This window comes from Kitasatospora indigofera (assembly GCF_014655955.1).
Lineage (GTDB): Bacteria > Actinomycetota > Actinomycetes > Streptomycetales > Streptomycetaceae > Kitasatospora > Kitasatospora indigofera.
Genome location: NZ_BNBO01000098.1, coordinates 1 through 16,491 on the forward strand (window position 1 = coordinate 1; position 16,491 = coordinate 16,491).

Consider the following 16,491-nt stretch of genomic DNA (forward strand, 5'->3'; position numbering starts at 1 on the left):
CGAAGCACCAGGCGCCCACCATCCGCCGTCCGAGGTTCGGCAGCAGCCGGCGCACCTCGGTGCTCTCGCCGAGCCGGACCTGACGTCCGGCCAGCAGCTCCTTGACCGGCCCGGAGCTGGCTTCGCCGCCGCAGCGGGTCGCGGTGGGCTTGAGGTCGAGATTGCTCATGTCGGGTCCACCGTAGGGTCGGGGCCGGCGGTGCCGGAGGTCCGTACGATCATCCGTCAGACCGGGTGGATCACGAAGCACCGGGAGCGGGCGGCGGACCGCCATGGCCGTCCCGGGGACGGACCGGGGCCGTCCCCGGCGGCGGACGACGGGGGCCGTCCCCGGGGAAGGACCGCCCCGGTCAGGCGGGTTGCCCCGCCAGGGCGTGGCCGAGGAAAGGCATGACGTCCGGCAGCACCCGGCGCCAGAACCCCCCGCTGTGCTCACCGGGCGGGAAGTGCGCCTGGGCGGCGTGCGGGGCCAGCCGGCGGGCCGCGTCGCAGAACGGGTCCTCGGTGCCGCACCAGACCCCGAGCGGGCGGCCGAGCGGCTGGTCGAGGTGCAGCAGCGGCTCGTACTCGCGCCACTCGGCCTCGTCGCGGAAGACCTCGACGGCCTCGGCGTCCGGCCAGGTCCGGAACACGGCGGGGCTGAGTGCGGCGACCGGGCCGAAGCCCTGGCCGCGGTTGCGGGCGTAGTTGAGGGCGCCGAAGCCGCCCATCGAGATGCCCATCGCGCCGCCGGGCTGGCGCAGCCCCTGTTCGGCGAGCCAGCCGGGCAGCTCGTCCAGCAGCATCCGCTGCGGGTCGTCGCCGGTCGCGGTGCGGCGCCAGTAGCTGGCGTTGCCGCCGTCCACGGCGACCACGGCGAAGGGCGGGACGCCGGCCGCCACCGCCGCCGAGAGGAACTCCGGCAGCCCGGTCTCCACCATCGTCTGCGCGGTGGCGCCGCGCCCGTGCAGGGCGAGGCAGACCGGCAGGTCGGCGGGCCGGTGGGCACCGGGCGGGGTCATCGTGATCAGCCGTACGGTGGTGCCGCGAGCCGCCGAGTGCCGGTCCTCGGTGCGCACCGGGCCGGCGGCGGCGGGCGGCAGGACGCCGTCGGGGCCGGTCAGGCCGAGGGCGCGGCGCAGCCGTGCGCCGCCGGGCAGCACGTCCTCGGCCATCGCCACCCCGGTGCCGGCCGCCGCCACGGCCAGCGCGCCGGCCCCGGCCGCGGCCCGCAGCAGCGTCCGCCGGCCCACCCGGCCGGTCCGCTCCCCCGGCGTCCCGGCACGGCTCCCGGTTGTCTCCCCGCGACCCACAGCGCTCTCCCCCTTCGACGGTGAGTCACCAAGCCTAGGAGGGTGCTGGTCCGGGGCCGGTGCCGTCCCGGTCACAGCTGATCGACAACTCGACGGACGAGGTGCGGGGCCCGCGGTCGGAGCCGGCCGGCCGGGGCCGCCAGGGGCCGCCCGGGGGCGGCGCCGTCAGTGCCGGCAGGCCCAGGACGCACCGGACGTCGCCCGCTCCGCCTGGGCGCGCAGCGCCCGGACGGCCTCGGCCGGGTCCTCGGCGCCGTAGACGGCCGAGCCGGCCACGAAGACGTCCGCGCCGGCCTCGGCGCAGCGCTCGATGGTGGACGCGGCGACGCCGCCGTCGACCTGGAGCCAGAGGTCCAGGTCGTACTTGGCGATCAGCTCCCGGGTGCGGCGGATCTTCGGCAGCATGATGTCGAGGAAGGCCTGGCCGCCGAAGCCGGGCTCGACGGTCATGATCAGCACCATGTCGAGTTCGGGGAGCAGGTCCTCGTACGGCTCGATCGGGGTGCCGGGCTTGAGCGCCATCGACGCGCGGGCGCCCTTGGAGCGGATCTCCCGGGCGAGGCGGACGGGCGCGGCGGCGGCCTCGACGTGGAAGGTCACCGACCCGGCGCCGGCCTCGACGTACTGCGGGGCCCAGCGGTCCGGGTCCTCGATCATCAGGTGCAGGTCCAGCGGGGTGTCGGTGGCGCGCGCGAGGGACTCGACCACCGGGACGCCCAGCGTGAGGTTGGGCACGAAGTGGTTGTCCATCACATCGACGTGCAGCCAGTCCGCGCCCCGGACGGCCTCGGCCTCCTCGGCCAGGCGCGCGAAGTCGGCCGACAGGATGCTGGGGTTGATCTGCGCCATTTCCGATGCCTTCACAGCTGGACCAGGGTGCCGGGAGCGGGCACCTCGGCCACATCATCCCCCGGGCGGGCGGCCGGTGGCGCACAGCGATACCGCCCCGTGACCCGCATCACACCGTACGCGCGCTATCGTGACGGCCGCCGTGGTCCCGTCCCCGTCCCTCCGAGGAAGGTCTGCAGATGGCCGAGTTGGTCCATCCCGCCCGCGCGTTGTGGTGGCTGTTCGAGCCGGTGCACGCCGTCACCTACTTCTCCCCCGAAGGGAGGGCCGCCTACGAGGCGGCCGGACTGCGCGGCGGCTGGCGCGGCTACTTCGCCGGACGGGCCGCGCCGCTGGGCGCGGTGGACGCTCCGCCGGTGATCGCCGCGTTCTTCAACTTCGCTCCGAGCATGGTGGAGCGGGCCCTGCCCGACGTCTGGACCAGGGCCACCCCGGAGGCCGCGCTGGAGGCCCGGGCGGCCGGCGCCTCGGCGGCGCTGGAGCGGCTGCTGGAGCACGTCGAGCCGGGCCGGATCGAGCGGGTGGTGACGCAGTTGGAGCGGGCCGCCGCCAGGCTGGACTGCGCGGGGCGGGTGCTGGCCTCGGCCAACGCGGCGCTGCCCCGGCCCAAGGAGCTGCTGGCGCGGCTCTGGCAGGCCACCACGGTGATGCGCGAGCACCGCGGGGACGGGCACGTGGCGGCCCTGGTCGCCGCGGGCCTGGACGGGTGCGAGGCCCTGGTGGTCCGATGTTCGCTGGACGTCCAGCGGGAGGCGCTGCAGCCCTACCGCGGCTGGACGGACGAGGAGTGGGACGCCGCCACCGAACGGCTGGTCGAGCGCGGCTGGCTGACCGCGCGGGGCACCGTCACGGAGTGCGGCCGGATCCGCCACCAGGCGCTGGAGGCCGCCACCGACCTCGCGGCGGCCCGGGTCTGGGAGGACTACCCGCGGGCCCAGCTGGACCGGCTGGCCGCCGACCTCAAGCCGATCTCGGCGCTCTGCCGGACGGACCTGCCGCCGATCAACCCGATCGGGCTGCCCGCCAGCGCGGGCTGACCGGGCGCCCGGCGAGGAGCCCCCACCGACCTGTGCCCTGCACCCGGGGCAGCGGCACCCGGCCGTCAGAGGTCGGCCGGGGCGGCGCCGTGCGGGCCGAGCACGATGCCCCGCCCCGCGTAGAAGCGTGGCAGGTCCGTCCAGGGCACACGGGCGAAGGCCTGCGACTCGCCCGCGAACCCGGACGGGTTGTGGATCACCAGCTCCCGTTCGGTCGCGCCCACGGCCAGCACCAGGTGACCGCCGCGGCGGGCCGGTTCGGGCCCGAGGGTGCGGACCGCCGGGTGCACCGAGGTCATCACCAGCCGGCCGGCCGCCAGCAGCCGCGGTATGTCCTCGGCCGCCAGGTCCGGGCGGGACTCGGCCGCGAGCCCCCACCGCTCGCCCACGTACGCGGCGAACGGCGCGTGGATCAGGCCGTCCAGGCGCTCACCGCGGCGCACGTACGCACCGGCCGCCAGGCATTCACCCGCAAGGGTGATGGCCGGCGGCGCGACGCCCCACCAGTGGTCGAGCGCCATCCGCAGGCAGGCCATGCCGCAGAGCCGCCAGGACCAGAACTCGTACTCCTCCTGCGTCGCCGCCCCGGACTGGCCCCACAGGGGGTCGTCGGCGGCGCTCAGCTTGCCCGCGATGATCTCCCGGACCAGCTCGGGGGACTCCCACTGGGAGTAGTAGGGCACCTGGTGGATGATCTCCGTGACGGTCGTCATGGCCCGACCCTGCCACAGGCCGGCGCCGCCTTCCCGTCGAGACCGGCCCGGACGCACCGCACTCCCCGCCCGGACCGCCGCCTCTCCGCCCGGACGGGACGGCGGCGCGGGCCGCCCGGCAGGCCCGGACGGGACCGGCGGCGCGGGGCGGCGCCGTACCCGGACCGGACGGCGGCGCGGGGCCGGCAGGTACCGGCCGGGACGGCGCAGGGAGCCGCGGGGCACGCCGGACGGCTACCAGGCGTAGTCCTCCGGGGCGGTCCGGTGACCGGGGAAGATCTCGTCCAGCCGGTCGAGGGTCTTGCCGTCCAGCGACACGTCCAGGGCGCGGACGGCGGCCAGCAGTTGCTCCAGTGTGCGGGGCCCGACGATCGGGGCGGTCACCGCCGGGCGGGAGAGCAGCCAGGCCAGGGCCACGTCGCCGGGCTCGTGCCCCAGTTCGGCGGCGAGGTCCTCGTACGCCTGGATCTGGTCCCGCCGGGCGGCCAGCACCCCGGCCTGGCGGTCCTGGCTGCGGCGCACCCCCTCGCGCTCCTTGCGGAGCACGCCGCCGAGCAGGCCGCCGTGCAGCGGGGACCACGGGATCAGGCCGAGGCCGTAGTGCTGGGCGGCCGGGACGACCTCCAGCTCGACGCTGCGCTCCAGCAGGTTGTAGAGCGACTGCTCGCTGGTCAACCCGAGGAAGTTGCGGGCCCTGGCGGCCTCCTGGGCCTGGGCGATGTGCCAGCCGGCGAAGTTGCTGGAGCCGACGTAGACGATCTTGCCCTGGGCGACCAGCACCTCCATCGCCTGCCAGATCTCCTCCCAGGGCGTGTCCCGGTCGATGTGGTGCATCTGGTAGAGGTCGATGTGGTCGGTCCGCAGCCGGCGCAGGCTGGCGTCCACCGCGCGGCGGATGTTGAGCGCGGAGAGCTTGCCCTCGTTGGGCCAGGGCCCGGTCTCGCCGTACAACTTGGTGGCGAGCACCGTCCGCTCGCGGCGGCCGCCGCCCTGGGCGAACCAGGCACCGATGATCTCCTCGGTACGGCCCCTGGTCCCGTGGCCGCCGTAGGTGTTGGCGGTGTCGAAGAAGTTGATGCCCTGTTCGTGGGCCTCGTCCATGATCCGGTGGGCGTCGGCCTCCTCGGTGTGCGGCCCGAAGTTCATGGTGCCCAGGCACAGGCGGGAGACGGTCAGGCCGGTACGGCCGAGGTGGGTGTACTCCATGGTCCACCACCCTTGTGCGGGAAGGGAGTTTTGTCCAGCACCGACTCCCCGGGCGCCCGGCCCGCAGCCGGCTCGACCAAAACCTGCGCTGCCGCCGACAATCTCGGCGGCATCGCTTTCCCCCACGCCCACCTCGCCGTCCGGGTCCACCGCCGCCGCAGGCCCACCGGCCGGCCCGAAACCCGCGAGAACGTCTGGGCGGTCACCAGCCTCGCCGCCCGTCAAACCCGCCCCATCGACCTCGCCGCTGCCATTCGCGGGCATGGGGGAATCGAAAATTCCTCCCACTGCATCCGAGATGTCACGTTCGCCGAGGACACCTCGGCCATTCACGCCGGCACTGCACCCCGCGCCTCGCCGCCATCCTCGATCCCGCCATCGGCACCCTGAAGATCCTCGGAGCCGACAACATCGCCAGGACCACCCGCACCATTCGCCACGGACCCGAACGAGCACCTGCCGTCCTGGGCATCACCGACAACCCGGACGCTCAGGGAAATTGACCGAGCCCTGGCGGCCGGGATGGCACACGGAATGCTAACGCATTACCATTCGATGCGGACGTAGACAATATTGTTGGAGCTGGGGTCGCCACTGACCGTAATCCTGTAGTGCAGGTCAACGGCGGCGGGCACGGCAAACGACAGGCCCGCGTCATCGGTACCGTTCGTATCCGTTTCTTGCCTGACATTGTAGGTTGCGCCCTGGTCATCCTCGGACCATACGTCGACGCTGATATGTGTTGCGTATGCGCTGGAGAATGAGAACGATACGGAGGTCGAGCTTTGATGGACAATCTTGTCATCAACAGGAGCGAAGCTCGACATTTGGAATGACGAAGTAGACATGATCTCCTCGCTGAATCCGGACGGGACCGCCATTTACCCACGACTTGACGTCCGCCTGATGATGCTGTGTTGAAGGACACATCGGCCCTGGCGAGTGGGTGAACGTTATCAGCCTGGCCGGGGAGCCAGGGCCCCTCCGTCCAGGATCGGCGCAGTCATGACCAGTCGGAGTCAAATATGGAGAACCGGACTCCTGCGATTCCTTCTGGATTTTCACCGGTTCCGCCCGAGCAGGCCCCGCCCCCTTCCGCCGAAAGGAAATAGCGGGCGGCCGTCGGATATGGGCTGTGCCCCTCATCGTCCTGCTGCAGATCCCAATTGACAATCTGCGTCTCCTGCCCTCCTGGCGCGATCGAGCCGAAAGTCGCATCAGCGGAATTTCCGGTCCCGAAGGGAGCTGCCGTAAGTCGGACCGTGCCGCCCGTGGCGATAGTACGACTCGACTTGTTGAATATCGTTGCCAGGATCGTAGCGCTGGACGCGTTCGAGTCCACCACAGCCGTGTCGATGTCTGTCATTGCGCATCTCCGATCTCGCGTTTCTCGGCCGGTAGAAACCCATGCCCTTGTTGGCGCGCAGCGTCCGGCCCGTTGATCGCCGTCGAGACCTCCAGGCAGTCGCCCACCGGGCACCGACAACCACGGATCCCTGCCCGAAATCGCCGCCAGAACCCGCGAGTTCACGAAAACTGAAGGGTTCTCAGCGGGAACCCGATGGTCTGTCGCTGTGCGTTGAAGAGAGGTGGACCCATGGGTTCGTGGTGAAGTCGGGGTGCCTGAGGAGAACACAGGGCATGACGATCCCCTTCCTCAGCGCGAATGGGGGCCAAGGGTTTTTCACTCGGATCGCTGCGCCGGGAGGCTGGTGAGGATTCTCGGCCCGTCAGGTTGAGAGGGCGCGGCAGCCAGTAATTCCATGCTCTTGCAGCCGCCCACGTCCTGCAACTTGCATCGGAGCCGTACCACGCCGAGCTTCACCCAGGCCTCGCGCAACATGCACGGTCTGACCGCTGCCGCTACGGGCCGTTCCGGTCCTCCCCGGAGGCCACACCGGGCCATGGCAGACCGGGCCGGCCGATCCGGTGACCAAGCGTGACCGGAGCACCCCGGAGCGCGTACGATGCTGCGTGCACGTCACACCTCCGGGGCCCGGTGCGCCCGGACCTGGTCAGGCCGTGCCGCGCGTCGCCACGCGCCGGGCCGCGGGAAGGGGAACGCCACTTGGACACGGTCATCGTGCAGTTGCCCGAGCGGCCGGGCCGGCGGCCCGGGGGCGGGGCGTCCAAGCCGGACCTGCTGCGGATGGGCCCGGGCGAGAGCGCCGAGTTCGGCCGGGGCTCCCCCGGCCGGCCCGCCGCCGTCCCGCTGGACGACCAGGGAGTCTCGCGGCGGGCCGGCGAGATCACCGCGGCCGAGGACTACTGGCGGCTGTCCAACTTCAGCTCCGGCGCGACCTACGTGGTGGAGAACCTGGAGGGGGCCGGCGAACACGTCAAGGTGGCTCCCGGGCGGCTCGGCGCACCCGTGCCGTTCGAGTTCTCCCGGGTGGTGCTGCCCTCGCTCGGCGGCAGCACCCACTTCAAGGTCTTCGCGCCCCAACACGCCTACCTGGACGGTGAGTCCGGCCCCAGCACCGGCGAGCACACGGTGAGCCCGTTCGCCCTGGACCCGACGTCCAAGTACTTCCTGGTCCTGCTGGCGCTCTGCGAGCCGCGCCTGCGAGCCGCCTCCGCAGCCGTGCCCGGCGCCACCGAGGTCGTGGAGCGGCTGCGCGGACTGCCCGAGTGCCGGGCCCTGACCAGGTCCGCCGTCAACTACCACATCGACTACCTGGCCGGCGTCAAACTGCGCCTGCGGGAGGAGTCCGCCCCGGGCGGGGCGGGCGTTCCGGAGGCCCCCGGCAGGACCGGCCCCGCCGGGGGCAAGCGCGAGGAACTCGTCTCGCTGGCCCTGCGGTTCGACCTGGTGCGTGAGGACCACCTCGCCCTGCTGCCGGTCCGCCGTACCCGCTGACCGCCCGGCCCGGCCACCATCCCTCCGGCCGGCCGACGCCCGAAAGGCCCGAGCCGCATGAACGACCCCGGCAGGCCCCCGCTCGACGTCCCGGCAGGCCGGCTGGTGGCCGGCACCCGGATCACCGGCCCGATCGGGTCCGGCAGTTGGGGCAGTGTGTACGCGGCCGAGGAGCTGGCCGACGGCGCGCCGGTCGCGGTGAAGTTCCTCCGGTCCGACCTGCTGACGCCCGGCCAGCGCCGGACCATGGCCGAACTCGTCGAGCGCGAGGTGCGGTTCAGCCGCCAGGCCGATCACCCCGGCCTGGTGCGGACGCTGCGCACCGCCACCCTCGACGAGCCGGACGACCCCCGGCTCGACGGCGCCGTGGTGCTGGTGATGGAACGCGCCGAGAGGAGCCTGCAGGACCTGATCGCCGCCACCCCACCGCACTCCCCCGCACCCGAGGCGGAGCGCCTGCTCACGGAGATCTGCGCCGGCCTCGCCCACATGCACCAGCACGGCTGGGTGCACGGCGACCTCAAGGGCGCCAACATCCTGCTGATGCCCGGCGGCGCCGTCCGGCTGGCCGACTTCGGGCTCACCTCCGAGCTGGAGGGCACCCATGCCTACGTCCCGCCGCTCGGCTCCCTGGACCACGTACCGCCGGAGTGGTGGTCCCAGCGCGCCGGCAGCCGGGGCGTCCCGTTGCGGCCCTGCGCCGACGTCTGGGCCTTCGGCGTGCTCGCCCACCAGGTGCTGAGCGGCGGACTGCATCCCTTCCCCGGGGCCACCGCCCGGGCCAGGTCGCTGGCGGCCCAGTCCTACGCCCGGGGCGCGGCGCCGCTACGGCTCGACGACGGCGTCCCCGAGCGGTGGCGCGCGCTGGTCACCGCCTGCCTGGCCGCCGACCCGGCCGAGCGGGGCCGGCTGGACGCGGCCGAACTCCTGCGGCGGGTCAGCCTGTTGGCCCGGTCGGAGGCCGAGTCCGGGGGCCGCCGGCCGCGCCCCGGACGGACCGTCCCGCTCGTCGTCGGCGGCCTCGCGCTCGCCCTGGCCGCGGCCGGCGCCGCTCTCGCGGGCACCCTGCTGCCGGGCCACGGCGGGTCCCCGTCGGCTCCGCCGCCCGTCACGGGCAGCACCTCCTTGGGGGGTCCAGGCGGTCCGGGCGCTCCCACGGGCGCCATCCCGGAGGGCTCCGACGTACCGGTCGCCCTGCGCGAGGTGATCACCGGAACCGCCCGGCGCTGCCCCGAGCCGGAGGTGACGCCGGCCCTGCTGGCGGCGATGCTCAAGGCCGAGAGCGGCTTCGACGCCGCCGCCGCGCGGCCGCGGTCCGACGAGTACGGCATCGCGATGTGGACGCCGGCGGTCTTCAACGCCTGGGCCCAGGACGGCGACAACGACGGCGACCGGGACTACATGTCGGCGCCGGACGCCATCGTCAGCATGGGCAACTACGTCTGCTGGCTCGACCAGCAGTTCAAGCACCGGGGCCTGAGCGCCGACCTGCCCGCCCTGGTGGTGGCGGGCTACCGCACCAGCGACAAGACCGTGGCGGAGGCCGGCCGGGTGCCGGACAGGGTCCGGCCGCACGTCGACCACGTGATGAAGTACCTGGCCGAATACGGTGGTTGAGCCGACGGACGACGGACGACGGACGCGGGCCGTCCCCGCCGTGACGGTCACGGCGGGGACGGGGCGAGGCCGGTCGGGCTCCGGTTCAGCTCAGCACCAGGGGAGTCCCGGGACGGGCTCGTCGTTGCCGCCGCCGGAGAGGTGGATCACGTTCACCCAGACCCCGCGGTTGCCGCTGTCGTCGTCGGTCTTCGCGTACCACTTGTTGTGGTAGGCGCCGTCGGACATCTCGGCGCCGACGGCCTGGCAGTAGAAGTAGTTGGTGCCGGCGTTGAGGGTGCCGGCCCGGACGTTGCCGCTCCAGAAGGTGGGGGCGGTCTTCCAGACGTGACAGTCGTAGGTGCCGTTGCCGTTGTCGGTGCAACCGCCGGCCGCCTCGGCCGAGGTCGCGGTCAGGCCCAGGCCGGCGACCCCGAGCACGGCCGCGGCGCCGGCCAGGGCGAGCTTGCGTACAGCGAACATGGTTCTCCCAGGAGATGACGTCCCGTCGATCCGGGACGGGTGGTCGGTACCGGCGCTCCGCAGCGGTGCGCCCACGACCAGAGAACCAGCGCGCCCCCGCGCCCGGTACCTGACACCTGTCAGGGGGCGGCCGGCCCGTCCCTCCGGGTGACCGGCCGGCCCGCGGGTGGACCTACCGGGAGCGGCCGGGCTGCGGGTGGCCGTCCACCCGGCGCGGGACTCCCAACGGGTTGTCGTCGTGCAACTCGGCGGGCAGGAGCTCCTGCGGGACGGCCTGGTAGCTGACCGGCCGCAGCCAGCGGGCGATCGCTCCCGCGCCCACCGAGGTGGAGGTCGAGGTGGAGGCCGGGTAGGGCCCGCCGTGGTGCATGGCGGGGGCGACGGCGACGCCGGTCGGCCAGCCGTCGACGACGATCCGGCCGGCCAGCGGGACGAGGCCGCGCAGCAGGGCGGCGGCGTCCTCGCCGCGCTCGTCGGCCGCGAACTGCACGGTGGCGGTGAGGTTCCCGTCCAGCCGGGCGAGCACGGCCGCCAGCTCGGCCTGGTCGCGGTAGCGGGCCAGCACGGTGACCGGGCCGAAGCACTCCTCCAGCAGCAGCGCGTGCGGGCCGTCGGCGGCGAGCAGCGCGGCGGGCACCGCCAGCACGCCGGGGCGGACCGCCAGCGGCGCGGTCGCGGTGGGCTCCTCGGCCGCCGCGAGCAGCTCCTCGACCCCGGCCAGTGCGGCTCGTTCGCGGACGCCGGACAGGAACGCCACCCGCATCCGGCTGTCGAGCAGCGGGGCGGCCGGGGCCCGGCCGGCGGCCTCGACCACGGCCTTCTCCAGCTCACCGGCGCCGGTCCCGGCGGCGGGGGTGAGCACCAGTCCGGGCTTCACGCAGAACTGTCCGTTGCCCAGGGTGAAGGAGGCGGCGAGGCCCGCCCCGATCTCGGCGGCCCGGCCGGCCGCGGCGGCCGGGGTGACCACCACCGGGTTGAGGCTGCCGAGTTCGCCGTGGAACGGGATCGGGCGGGGCCTGGCCGCCGCGATGTCGTGCAGGGCGCGTCCGCCGCGCACGGAGCCGGTGAAGCCGACGGCCGCGGTCAGCGCGTGGCGGACCAGCGCGAGCCCGGCGTCGAACCCGTGCACCAGGGAGACCACGTCCTCGGGCAGGCCGGCCGAGGCGGCGGCGGCGCGCAGCAGCCGGGTGCAGAGTTCGGCGGTGGCGGGGTGGTCCGGGTGGGCCTTGACGACGACGGGGCAGCCGGCCGCGAGGGCGCTGGCGGTGTCGCCGCCGGGCACGCTGAAGGCGAGCGGGAAGTTGCTGGCGGCGAACACGGCGACGACGCCGAGCCCGGTGCGGATCCGGCGCAGGTCGGGGCGGCCGAGCGCGGGGTCGGCGTGGTCGATCACCACGTCGAGGTAGCCGCCCTCCTCGACGATCGCGGCGAACTCGCGCAACTGGTAGGTGGTGCGGGCGAGTTCTCCGGCCAGCCGGGGTGCTCCGAGGGCACTCTCGGCGTCGGCCGCGGCGATCACCTCGTCGGCCGCGCCCTCCAGGTGGTCGGCGGCGGCGCGCAGCAGGGCGGCGCGCCGCGGCCGGTCGGCCAGCGCGTGGGCGGCGCCGGCGGCGGCCCGTACGGCGCGGTCCACGTCGGACGGGCGGGCCTCGACGGCGACCTGGGCGCGGCGCTCGCCGGTGCGCGGGTCGGTGCTCCACACGGGCGCGGCGGGCGCGGTCGTCGCCGGCCCGGCGGCCGGGGCGGTCTCGGTGGTCACGGCGCAGGCCTCCTCATCGGGGTGGCGGTCCGGTAGCGTCCGCTCCGGGGCCCTGGCAGGGCCCTGCGAGTGGTCTGTGCCACAGTGTCCACACACCATGCATTTGTTCAGTATGCTGAACGCCATACAACTCGTTGAACTCGCGGGACGATACGCCGCGCGACAGAGGGGGTCAAGGGCATGACCACACCGAGCAGCCCCACCGCCGGCACCGGTGCGCAGGTGAAGTCCGCCGTGCGCACCGTCGAGCTCCTGGAGTACTTCGCCGGGCACACCGGCATGCACAGCCTCACCGAGGTGCAGGAGCAGACCGGGTACCCGAAGAGCAGCCTCTACATGCTGCTGCGCACCCTGGTCGAACTCGGCTGGGTGGAGACCGACGCGACCGGCACCCGCTACGGCATCGGGGTGCGGGCCCTGCTCGTCGGCACCTCCTACATCGACGGCGACGAGGTGGTCGCGGCGGCCCGGCCGACGCTCGACCGGCTGGCCGACGACACCTCGGAGACCATCCACCTGGCCCGCCTGGACGGCACCAACGTGGTCTACCTGGCGACCCGTCAGTCCCAGCACAGCCTGCGCCCGTTCACCCGGATCGGCCGGCGGCTGCCGGCCCACTCCACCTCGCACGGCAAGGCGCTGCTGGCCACCCACACCGACGAGCAGGTCCGCCGGTTGCTGCCGGCCGAGCTGGAGCCGCTGACCGAGCACACCCACACGGACCGCGAGAAGCTGATCGAGGAACTGCACGGGATCCGCGAGCACGGTTACGCGGTCGACCGCGAGGAGAACACGCTCGGGCTGCGCTGCTTCGGCACCGCGATCCCGTACCGCAGCCCGGCGCGGGACGCGGTGAGCGTGTCGGTGCCGATCGCCCGGCTGACGCCGGGCCGCGAGCAGATGATCCGGGACGCGCTGCTGGACGCCCGCGACCGGCTCACCCTGGCCACCCGGCACCTCTGACGGACCGTCATTCTCCGGCGGCGCCCCGCACTCCGTGTGCGGGGCGCCGCCGTTTGCGTGCCCGCCGGACTTATTGACAAGGCCGCGCCCCGCTCTCTAGTGTCCGGCCATGGATGCGATCAGGATTCATACTTGTGAACCTGATGGCGACGCATCGCCGCGCATCCCCTCCCGGCGCGCCCCACCCGCGCGCCGCTCCCCCACCAGCGCGCGCCCGCCCTGCGCCACGCGCCGCACCCCCAGGACGAGGAGCCCACCCATGCGCGTCTCCCGATCGATCCGGCCGGCCGGCACCCTGCTCACCGCCACCGTCCTGTGCCTCGGCCTCACCGTCGTCTCGGCGCCCGGCGCCGTCGCCGGCACCGCAGCCGGCCGCGCCGTGCTCGCCGCCGGCGACGGCTGGGGTTCGGCCACCACCGGCACCACCGGCGGCTCCCGGGCCGACGCCGCGCACACCGTGACGGTCCGGACCCGGGCCCAGCTGGTCGCCGCGCTCGGCGGCACGAACGCCACCAACGGCTCCGACGCCACCCCGAAGATCGTCTACATCTCGGGCACCATCGACCTCAACTCCGACGACTCAGCCAGGCACCTCAGCTGCCAGGACTACAGCACCGACGGCTACTCGCAGGCGGCCTACCTCGCCGCGTACGACCCCGCGGTCTGGGGCACCGCCACGGAGCCGGCCGGTGCCCAGGAGGACGCCCGCGCGGCCTCGGCGAAGCTCCAGGGCGAGAAGGTCCAGATCAACGTGGGTTCCAACACCACGATCGTCGGCGTCCACGGCGGCCGGCTGCTCGGCGGCGGCCTGGTGGTGAAGAACGCCGACAACGTCATCATCCGCAACCTCACCGTCGAGGACGCCGCCGACTGCTTCCCGCAGTGGGACCCCACCGACGGCGCCACCGGCAACTGGAACTCGCTGTACGACGCCGTCGCGCTCTACAACGCCACCCACGTCTGGGTGGACCACAACACCTTCACCGACGGCGCGAACCAGGACGCCGCCCAGCCGCTCCACTTCGGCCGGCCGTACCAGGTCCACGACGGCCAGCTGGACATCACCAAGGGCGCCGACCTGGTCACCGCGTCCTGGAACGTCTTCAAGGACCACGACAAGACCAACCTGGTCGGCAGCAGCGACAGTTCGACCGTCGACGCGGGCCACCTGCGGGTCACCTTCCACCACAACTTCTGGCAGAACACCGTCCAGCGCTCGCCCCGGGTGCGCTTCGGCCAGGTCGACGTCTACAACAACTACTACACGCCCGGGGCGGGGGACTTCGAGTACGCCCTCGGCGTCGGCAAGTCCTCGCAGATCGTCGCCGAGGCCAACTACTTCAAGCTGCCCGCCGGCATCCCCGCCGCCAAGCTGATCTACAACTGGGGCGGCACCGCGCTCACCGACTCCGGCAACCTGGTCAACGGCAGGGTCACCGACCTGATCGGCGCGTTCAACACCGCCAACCCGGCCAAGCCGCTCGCGGCCGGCGCGGGGTGGACGCCCACCCTGCGCGCCCAGGTGTCGCCCGCCTGCGCCGTCCCCGGGCTGGTCACGGCCAGGGCCGGCGCCGGACGCATCTGATCCGCGCCGCCCGCACCGCGGCCCCTCGTTCCCCCCGTCCCCCCGTCCCAGCGGCCCCGGCGCGCCCAGGCGCCGGGGCCCGCTCCCACCTGCCGGAACCCGCCGCCGGCCCGCGGCCGCCACCACCAGGGAGAACCGCCGTGCCCCTGCCCCGCCGCACCCTCCTGCTCGGCGCCACCGCCGCGCTCACCACCGCCACGATCGGCACCGCCCGGGCCACCCCCGCCGGAGCCGCCACCGGGCGGCCCTTCGGCCCGTACGGCACACCCGCCGCCCGCCTCAACTCCCAGACCCTGTACGTCGACCCGGGCGGCCGGGGCGACCACCGCACGCTCCAGGCCGCCGTCGACGCGAGCAGCCCGACGGGCGGCGGCGTGATCGTACTCGCCGCCGGCACGTACCGCGAGCGGGTCCTCGTCCCGCCGTCGCGCCCGTCCCTGACCCTGCTCGGCGCGACCGGCCGGGCCGCCGACACCGTGATCGTGCTGGACACCGCGGCCGGCGCCCCCAAGCCGGGCGGCGGCACCTACGGCACCACGGGCAGCGCGACCGTCACGCTCCAGGCCGACGGCCTCACGGCCCACCACCTCACCTTCGCCAACGACTGGCTGCGCGCCGCCGATCCCACCGTCACCGGCACCCAGGCCGTCGCCGTCAAGGTCACGGGTGACCGCTGCGCCTTCCACCACTGCCGCTTCCTGGGCCACCAGGACACCCTCTACGCGGACTCGGCGAACCTGTCCGTCTTCGCCCGGCAGTACTTCGGCCACTGCTACGTCGAAGGCGACGTGGACTTCGTCTTCGGCCGCGCCACCGCCGTCCTGGACCACTGCGAACTGCGCACCCTGGAACGGGACGTGACCTTCACCCCGGAGGGCTTCGTGTTCGCGCCCAGCACGGCCCGCACCAATCCGCGCGGGTTCCTGGCACAGCACTGCACCTTCACCACCACGGCGGCCCCCGGTGCCTTCCGGCTGGCCCGCCCCTGGGTGCCGAGCAGCGACCCGACCGCCCGGCCGATGCTGACCGTCCGCCGGAGCTGGATCGGCGCGGGCATCCACGCGCCCGCGCCCTACACCGACATGTCCGCCTCCTACCCCTGGCAGCAGCAGCGGTTCGCCGAATACGCCAACAAGGGCCCCGGCGCCGAGATCACCGTACCGGCCGAGCGACCCCAACTCACTGCGGAACAGGCGGCGTTGCACACCCGCGAGAGCTACCTGACCGGCAGTGACGGCTGGACGCCCTGGGCCTGACCGACCCCACCGAATCGGAGACCGATCCATGACCAGTCACAGCCGCCGCCGGTTCGCTGCCGTGGCCGCCGCCCTGCCGCTGCTCGCCGCACTCCCCGGCACCCGGGCCGCGGCGGCGCCGCGCCGTACCACGGTCTTCGTGGCCGGCGACTCCACCGCCTCCGTCTACGCCGGCGACCTGGCACCCAGGGCCGGTTGGGGCCAGGCCCTGCCGGTGTTCGCCGCCTCCCGGCTCGCCGTCGACGACCGCGCCCTCTCGGGGGCGAGCTCCAAGAGCTTCGCGGACCTGGGGCTGCTGGACGCGCTGCTCGCGGACATCCGCCCGGGGGACCGCCTGCTGGTCTCCTTCGGGCACAACGACGAGAAGACCGGCGACCCGGCCCGGGGCACCGATCCGTACACCACCTACCAGGAGTACCTGGGCCGCTACGTCGAGGGCGCCCGCCGCCGCGGCGCCCTGCCGGTGCTCGTCACCCCGGTCGAACGCCGCCGCTTCGACGCCGCAGGGCACGCGTACGCCTCGCACGGCCTCTACCCGCAGGCCGTGCGGGACTTGGCGGGCCGGGAGCGGGTGCCGCTGATCGACCTCCAGGCGCTGAGCCTGGCCCGCTGGGAGGCGCTGGGGGCGGAGGCCAGCAAGGAGTACTTCCTCTGGTCCGCCGCCGGTGAGCTGCCTGCCTACCCGGACGGGGTGGCGGACAACACGCACTTCCAGGCCCATGGCGCGATCGAGGTGGCCCGGCTGGTCGCCCGCGAGCTGCACGACCGGCGCCTGTTGCCGCCCGGCAGCCTGCGCCGCCTCGGCGACCGGCACATCGCGGACGCCGAGCTGCACTGGCCCCCGGCGGCCTGACGGGCGCCCCGCCGCTCTCCGCCGCCGGCGGCGGAGAGC

The 16,491-nt window shown here is 73.9% G+C and carries 16 protein-coding genes and 1 pseudogene; 8 read left to right on the forward strand and 9 right to left on the reverse strand.

Features of this window, described 5'->3' with window-relative positions:
* The 3 genes and pseudogenes from IE329_RS38900 to rpe form a co-directional block, all read right to left on the reverse strand.
* Positions 1-169: pseudogene (locus IE329_RS38900) on the reverse strand (pirin family protein); the annotation flags it as partial.
* A 181-nt stretch (positions 170-350) separates the two neighbouring features.
* Positions 351-1,232 carry an alpha/beta hydrolase gene (locus tag IE329_RS38905; RefSeq protein WP_190215804.1) on the reverse strand — a complete coding sequence of 294 codons (882 nt, stop codon included), beginning with the start codon at positions 1,230-1,232 and terminating at the stop codon, positions 351-353.
* Between the two features lie 225 nt (positions 1,233-1,457).
* On the reverse strand, positions 1,458-2,141 hold the full coding sequence (gene rpe / locus IE329_RS38910) for a ribulose-phosphate 3-epimerase (protein ID WP_190215805.1): 684 nt from the start codon (positions 2,139-2,141) through the stop codon (positions 1,458-1,460).
* A 179-nt stretch (positions 2,142-2,320) separates the two neighbouring features.
* Between rpe and IE329_RS38915 the strand changes: the two genes are divergently transcribed.
* Positions 2,321-3,178 (forward strand): SCO6745 family protein, encoded by an 858-nt coding sequence (locus IE329_RS38915; protein ID WP_190215806.1) that lies wholly within the window; start codon positions 2,321-2,323, stop codon positions 3,176-3,178.
* Positions 3,179-3,243: 65 nt separating this feature from the next.
* Here the strand turns inward: IE329_RS38915 and IE329_RS38920 are convergent, their stop codons facing one another.
* Together IE329_RS38920 and IE329_RS38925 are read right to left on the reverse strand one after the other, a co-directional pair.
* Positions 3,244-3,891, reverse strand: coding sequence for a C39 family peptidase (locus IE329_RS38920; RefSeq protein WP_190215807.1), 648 nt, complete (start codon positions 3,889-3,891; stop codon positions 3,244-3,246).
* A 234-nt stretch (positions 3,892-4,125) separates the two neighbouring features.
* Positions 4,126-5,097, reverse strand: coding sequence for an aldo/keto reductase (locus IE329_RS38925; RefSeq protein ID WP_190215808.1), 972 nt, complete (start codon positions 5,095-5,097; stop codon positions 4,126-4,128).
* Between the two features lie 30 nt (positions 5,098-5,127).
* On the opposite strand from IE329_RS38925, the gene IE329_RS38930 reads away from it, so the two are divergent.
* Positions 5,128-5,487, forward strand: a complete 360-nt coding sequence (locus tag IE329_RS38930; protein ID WP_229928134.1) for a hypothetical protein — start codon at positions 5,128-5,130, stop codon at positions 5,485-5,487.
* Positions 5,488-5,642: 155 nt separating this feature from the next.
* On the opposite strand, the gene IE329_RS38935 is transcribed toward IE329_RS38930, so the two are convergent.
* Positions 5,643-5,924 (reverse strand): hypothetical protein, encoded by a 282-nt coding sequence (locus IE329_RS38935; protein WP_229928135.1) that lies wholly within the window; start codon positions 5,922-5,924, stop codon positions 5,643-5,645.
* 176 nt (positions 5,925-6,100) lie between these two features.
* Entirely contained in the window at positions 6,101-6,463 is a 363-nt protein-coding gene (locus IE329_RS38940) for a hypothetical protein (protein ID WP_190215810.1), read from the reverse strand.
* A gap of 702 nt (positions 6,464-7,165) precedes the next feature.
* Between IE329_RS38940 and IE329_RS38945 the strand changes: the two genes are divergently transcribed.
* Both IE329_RS38945 and IE329_RS38950 read left to right on the forward strand, forming a co-directional pair.
* Positions 7,166-7,957: a serine/threonine protein kinase gene (locus tag IE329_RS38945; protein ID WP_190215811.1), complete on the forward strand. Its 792-nt coding sequence runs from the start codon at positions 7,166-7,168 to the stop codon at positions 7,955-7,957.
* Positions 7,958-8,014: 57 nt separating this feature from the next.
* Positions 8,015-9,574: a serine/threonine-protein kinase gene (locus IE329_RS38950; RefSeq protein WP_190215812.1), complete on the forward strand. Its 1,560-nt coding sequence runs from the start codon at positions 8,015-8,017 to the stop codon at positions 9,572-9,574.
* Between the two features lie 90 nt (positions 9,575-9,664).
* Here the strand turns inward: IE329_RS38950 and IE329_RS38955 are convergent, their stop codons facing one another.
* Positions 9,665-10,036, reverse strand: coding sequence for a hypothetical protein (locus tag IE329_RS38955; RefSeq protein WP_190215813.1), 372 nt, complete (start codon positions 10,034-10,036; stop codon positions 9,665-9,667).
* 172 nt (positions 10,037-10,208) lie between these two features.
* Entirely contained in the window at positions 10,209-11,795 is a 1,587-nt protein-coding gene (locus tag IE329_RS38960; protein WP_229928136.1) for an aldehyde dehydrogenase family protein, read from the reverse strand.
* A gap of 180 nt (positions 11,796-11,975) precedes the next feature.
* On the opposite strand from IE329_RS38960, the gene IE329_RS38965 reads away from it, so the two are divergent.
* The 4 genes from IE329_RS38965 to IE329_RS38980 all read left to right on the forward strand — a co-directional run bounded on the left by IE329_RS38965 (position 11,976) and on the right by IE329_RS38980 (position 16,452).
* A complete protein-coding gene (locus IE329_RS38965) occupies positions 11,976-12,758 on the forward strand; it encodes an IclR family transcriptional regulator (RefSeq protein ID WP_190215815.1) in 783 nt (260 codons plus the stop codon).
* 259 nt (positions 12,759-13,017) lie between these two features.
* Positions 13,018-14,343 (forward strand): pectate lyase family protein, encoded by a 1,326-nt coding sequence (locus tag IE329_RS38970; RefSeq protein WP_190215816.1) that lies wholly within the window; start codon positions 13,018-13,020, stop codon positions 14,341-14,343.
* 140 nt (positions 14,344-14,483) lie between these two features.
* Entirely contained in the window at positions 14,484-15,599 is a 1,116-nt protein-coding gene (locus IE329_RS38975) for a pectinesterase family protein (protein WP_190215817.1), read from the forward strand.
* A 28-nt stretch (positions 15,600-15,627) separates the two neighbouring features.
* Positions 15,628-16,452 (forward strand): rhamnogalacturonan acetylesterase, encoded by an 825-nt coding sequence (locus tag IE329_RS38980; RefSeq protein ID WP_190215818.1) that lies wholly within the window; start codon positions 15,628-15,630, stop codon positions 16,450-16,452.
* Positions 16,453-16,491: the final 39 nt, after the last annotated feature.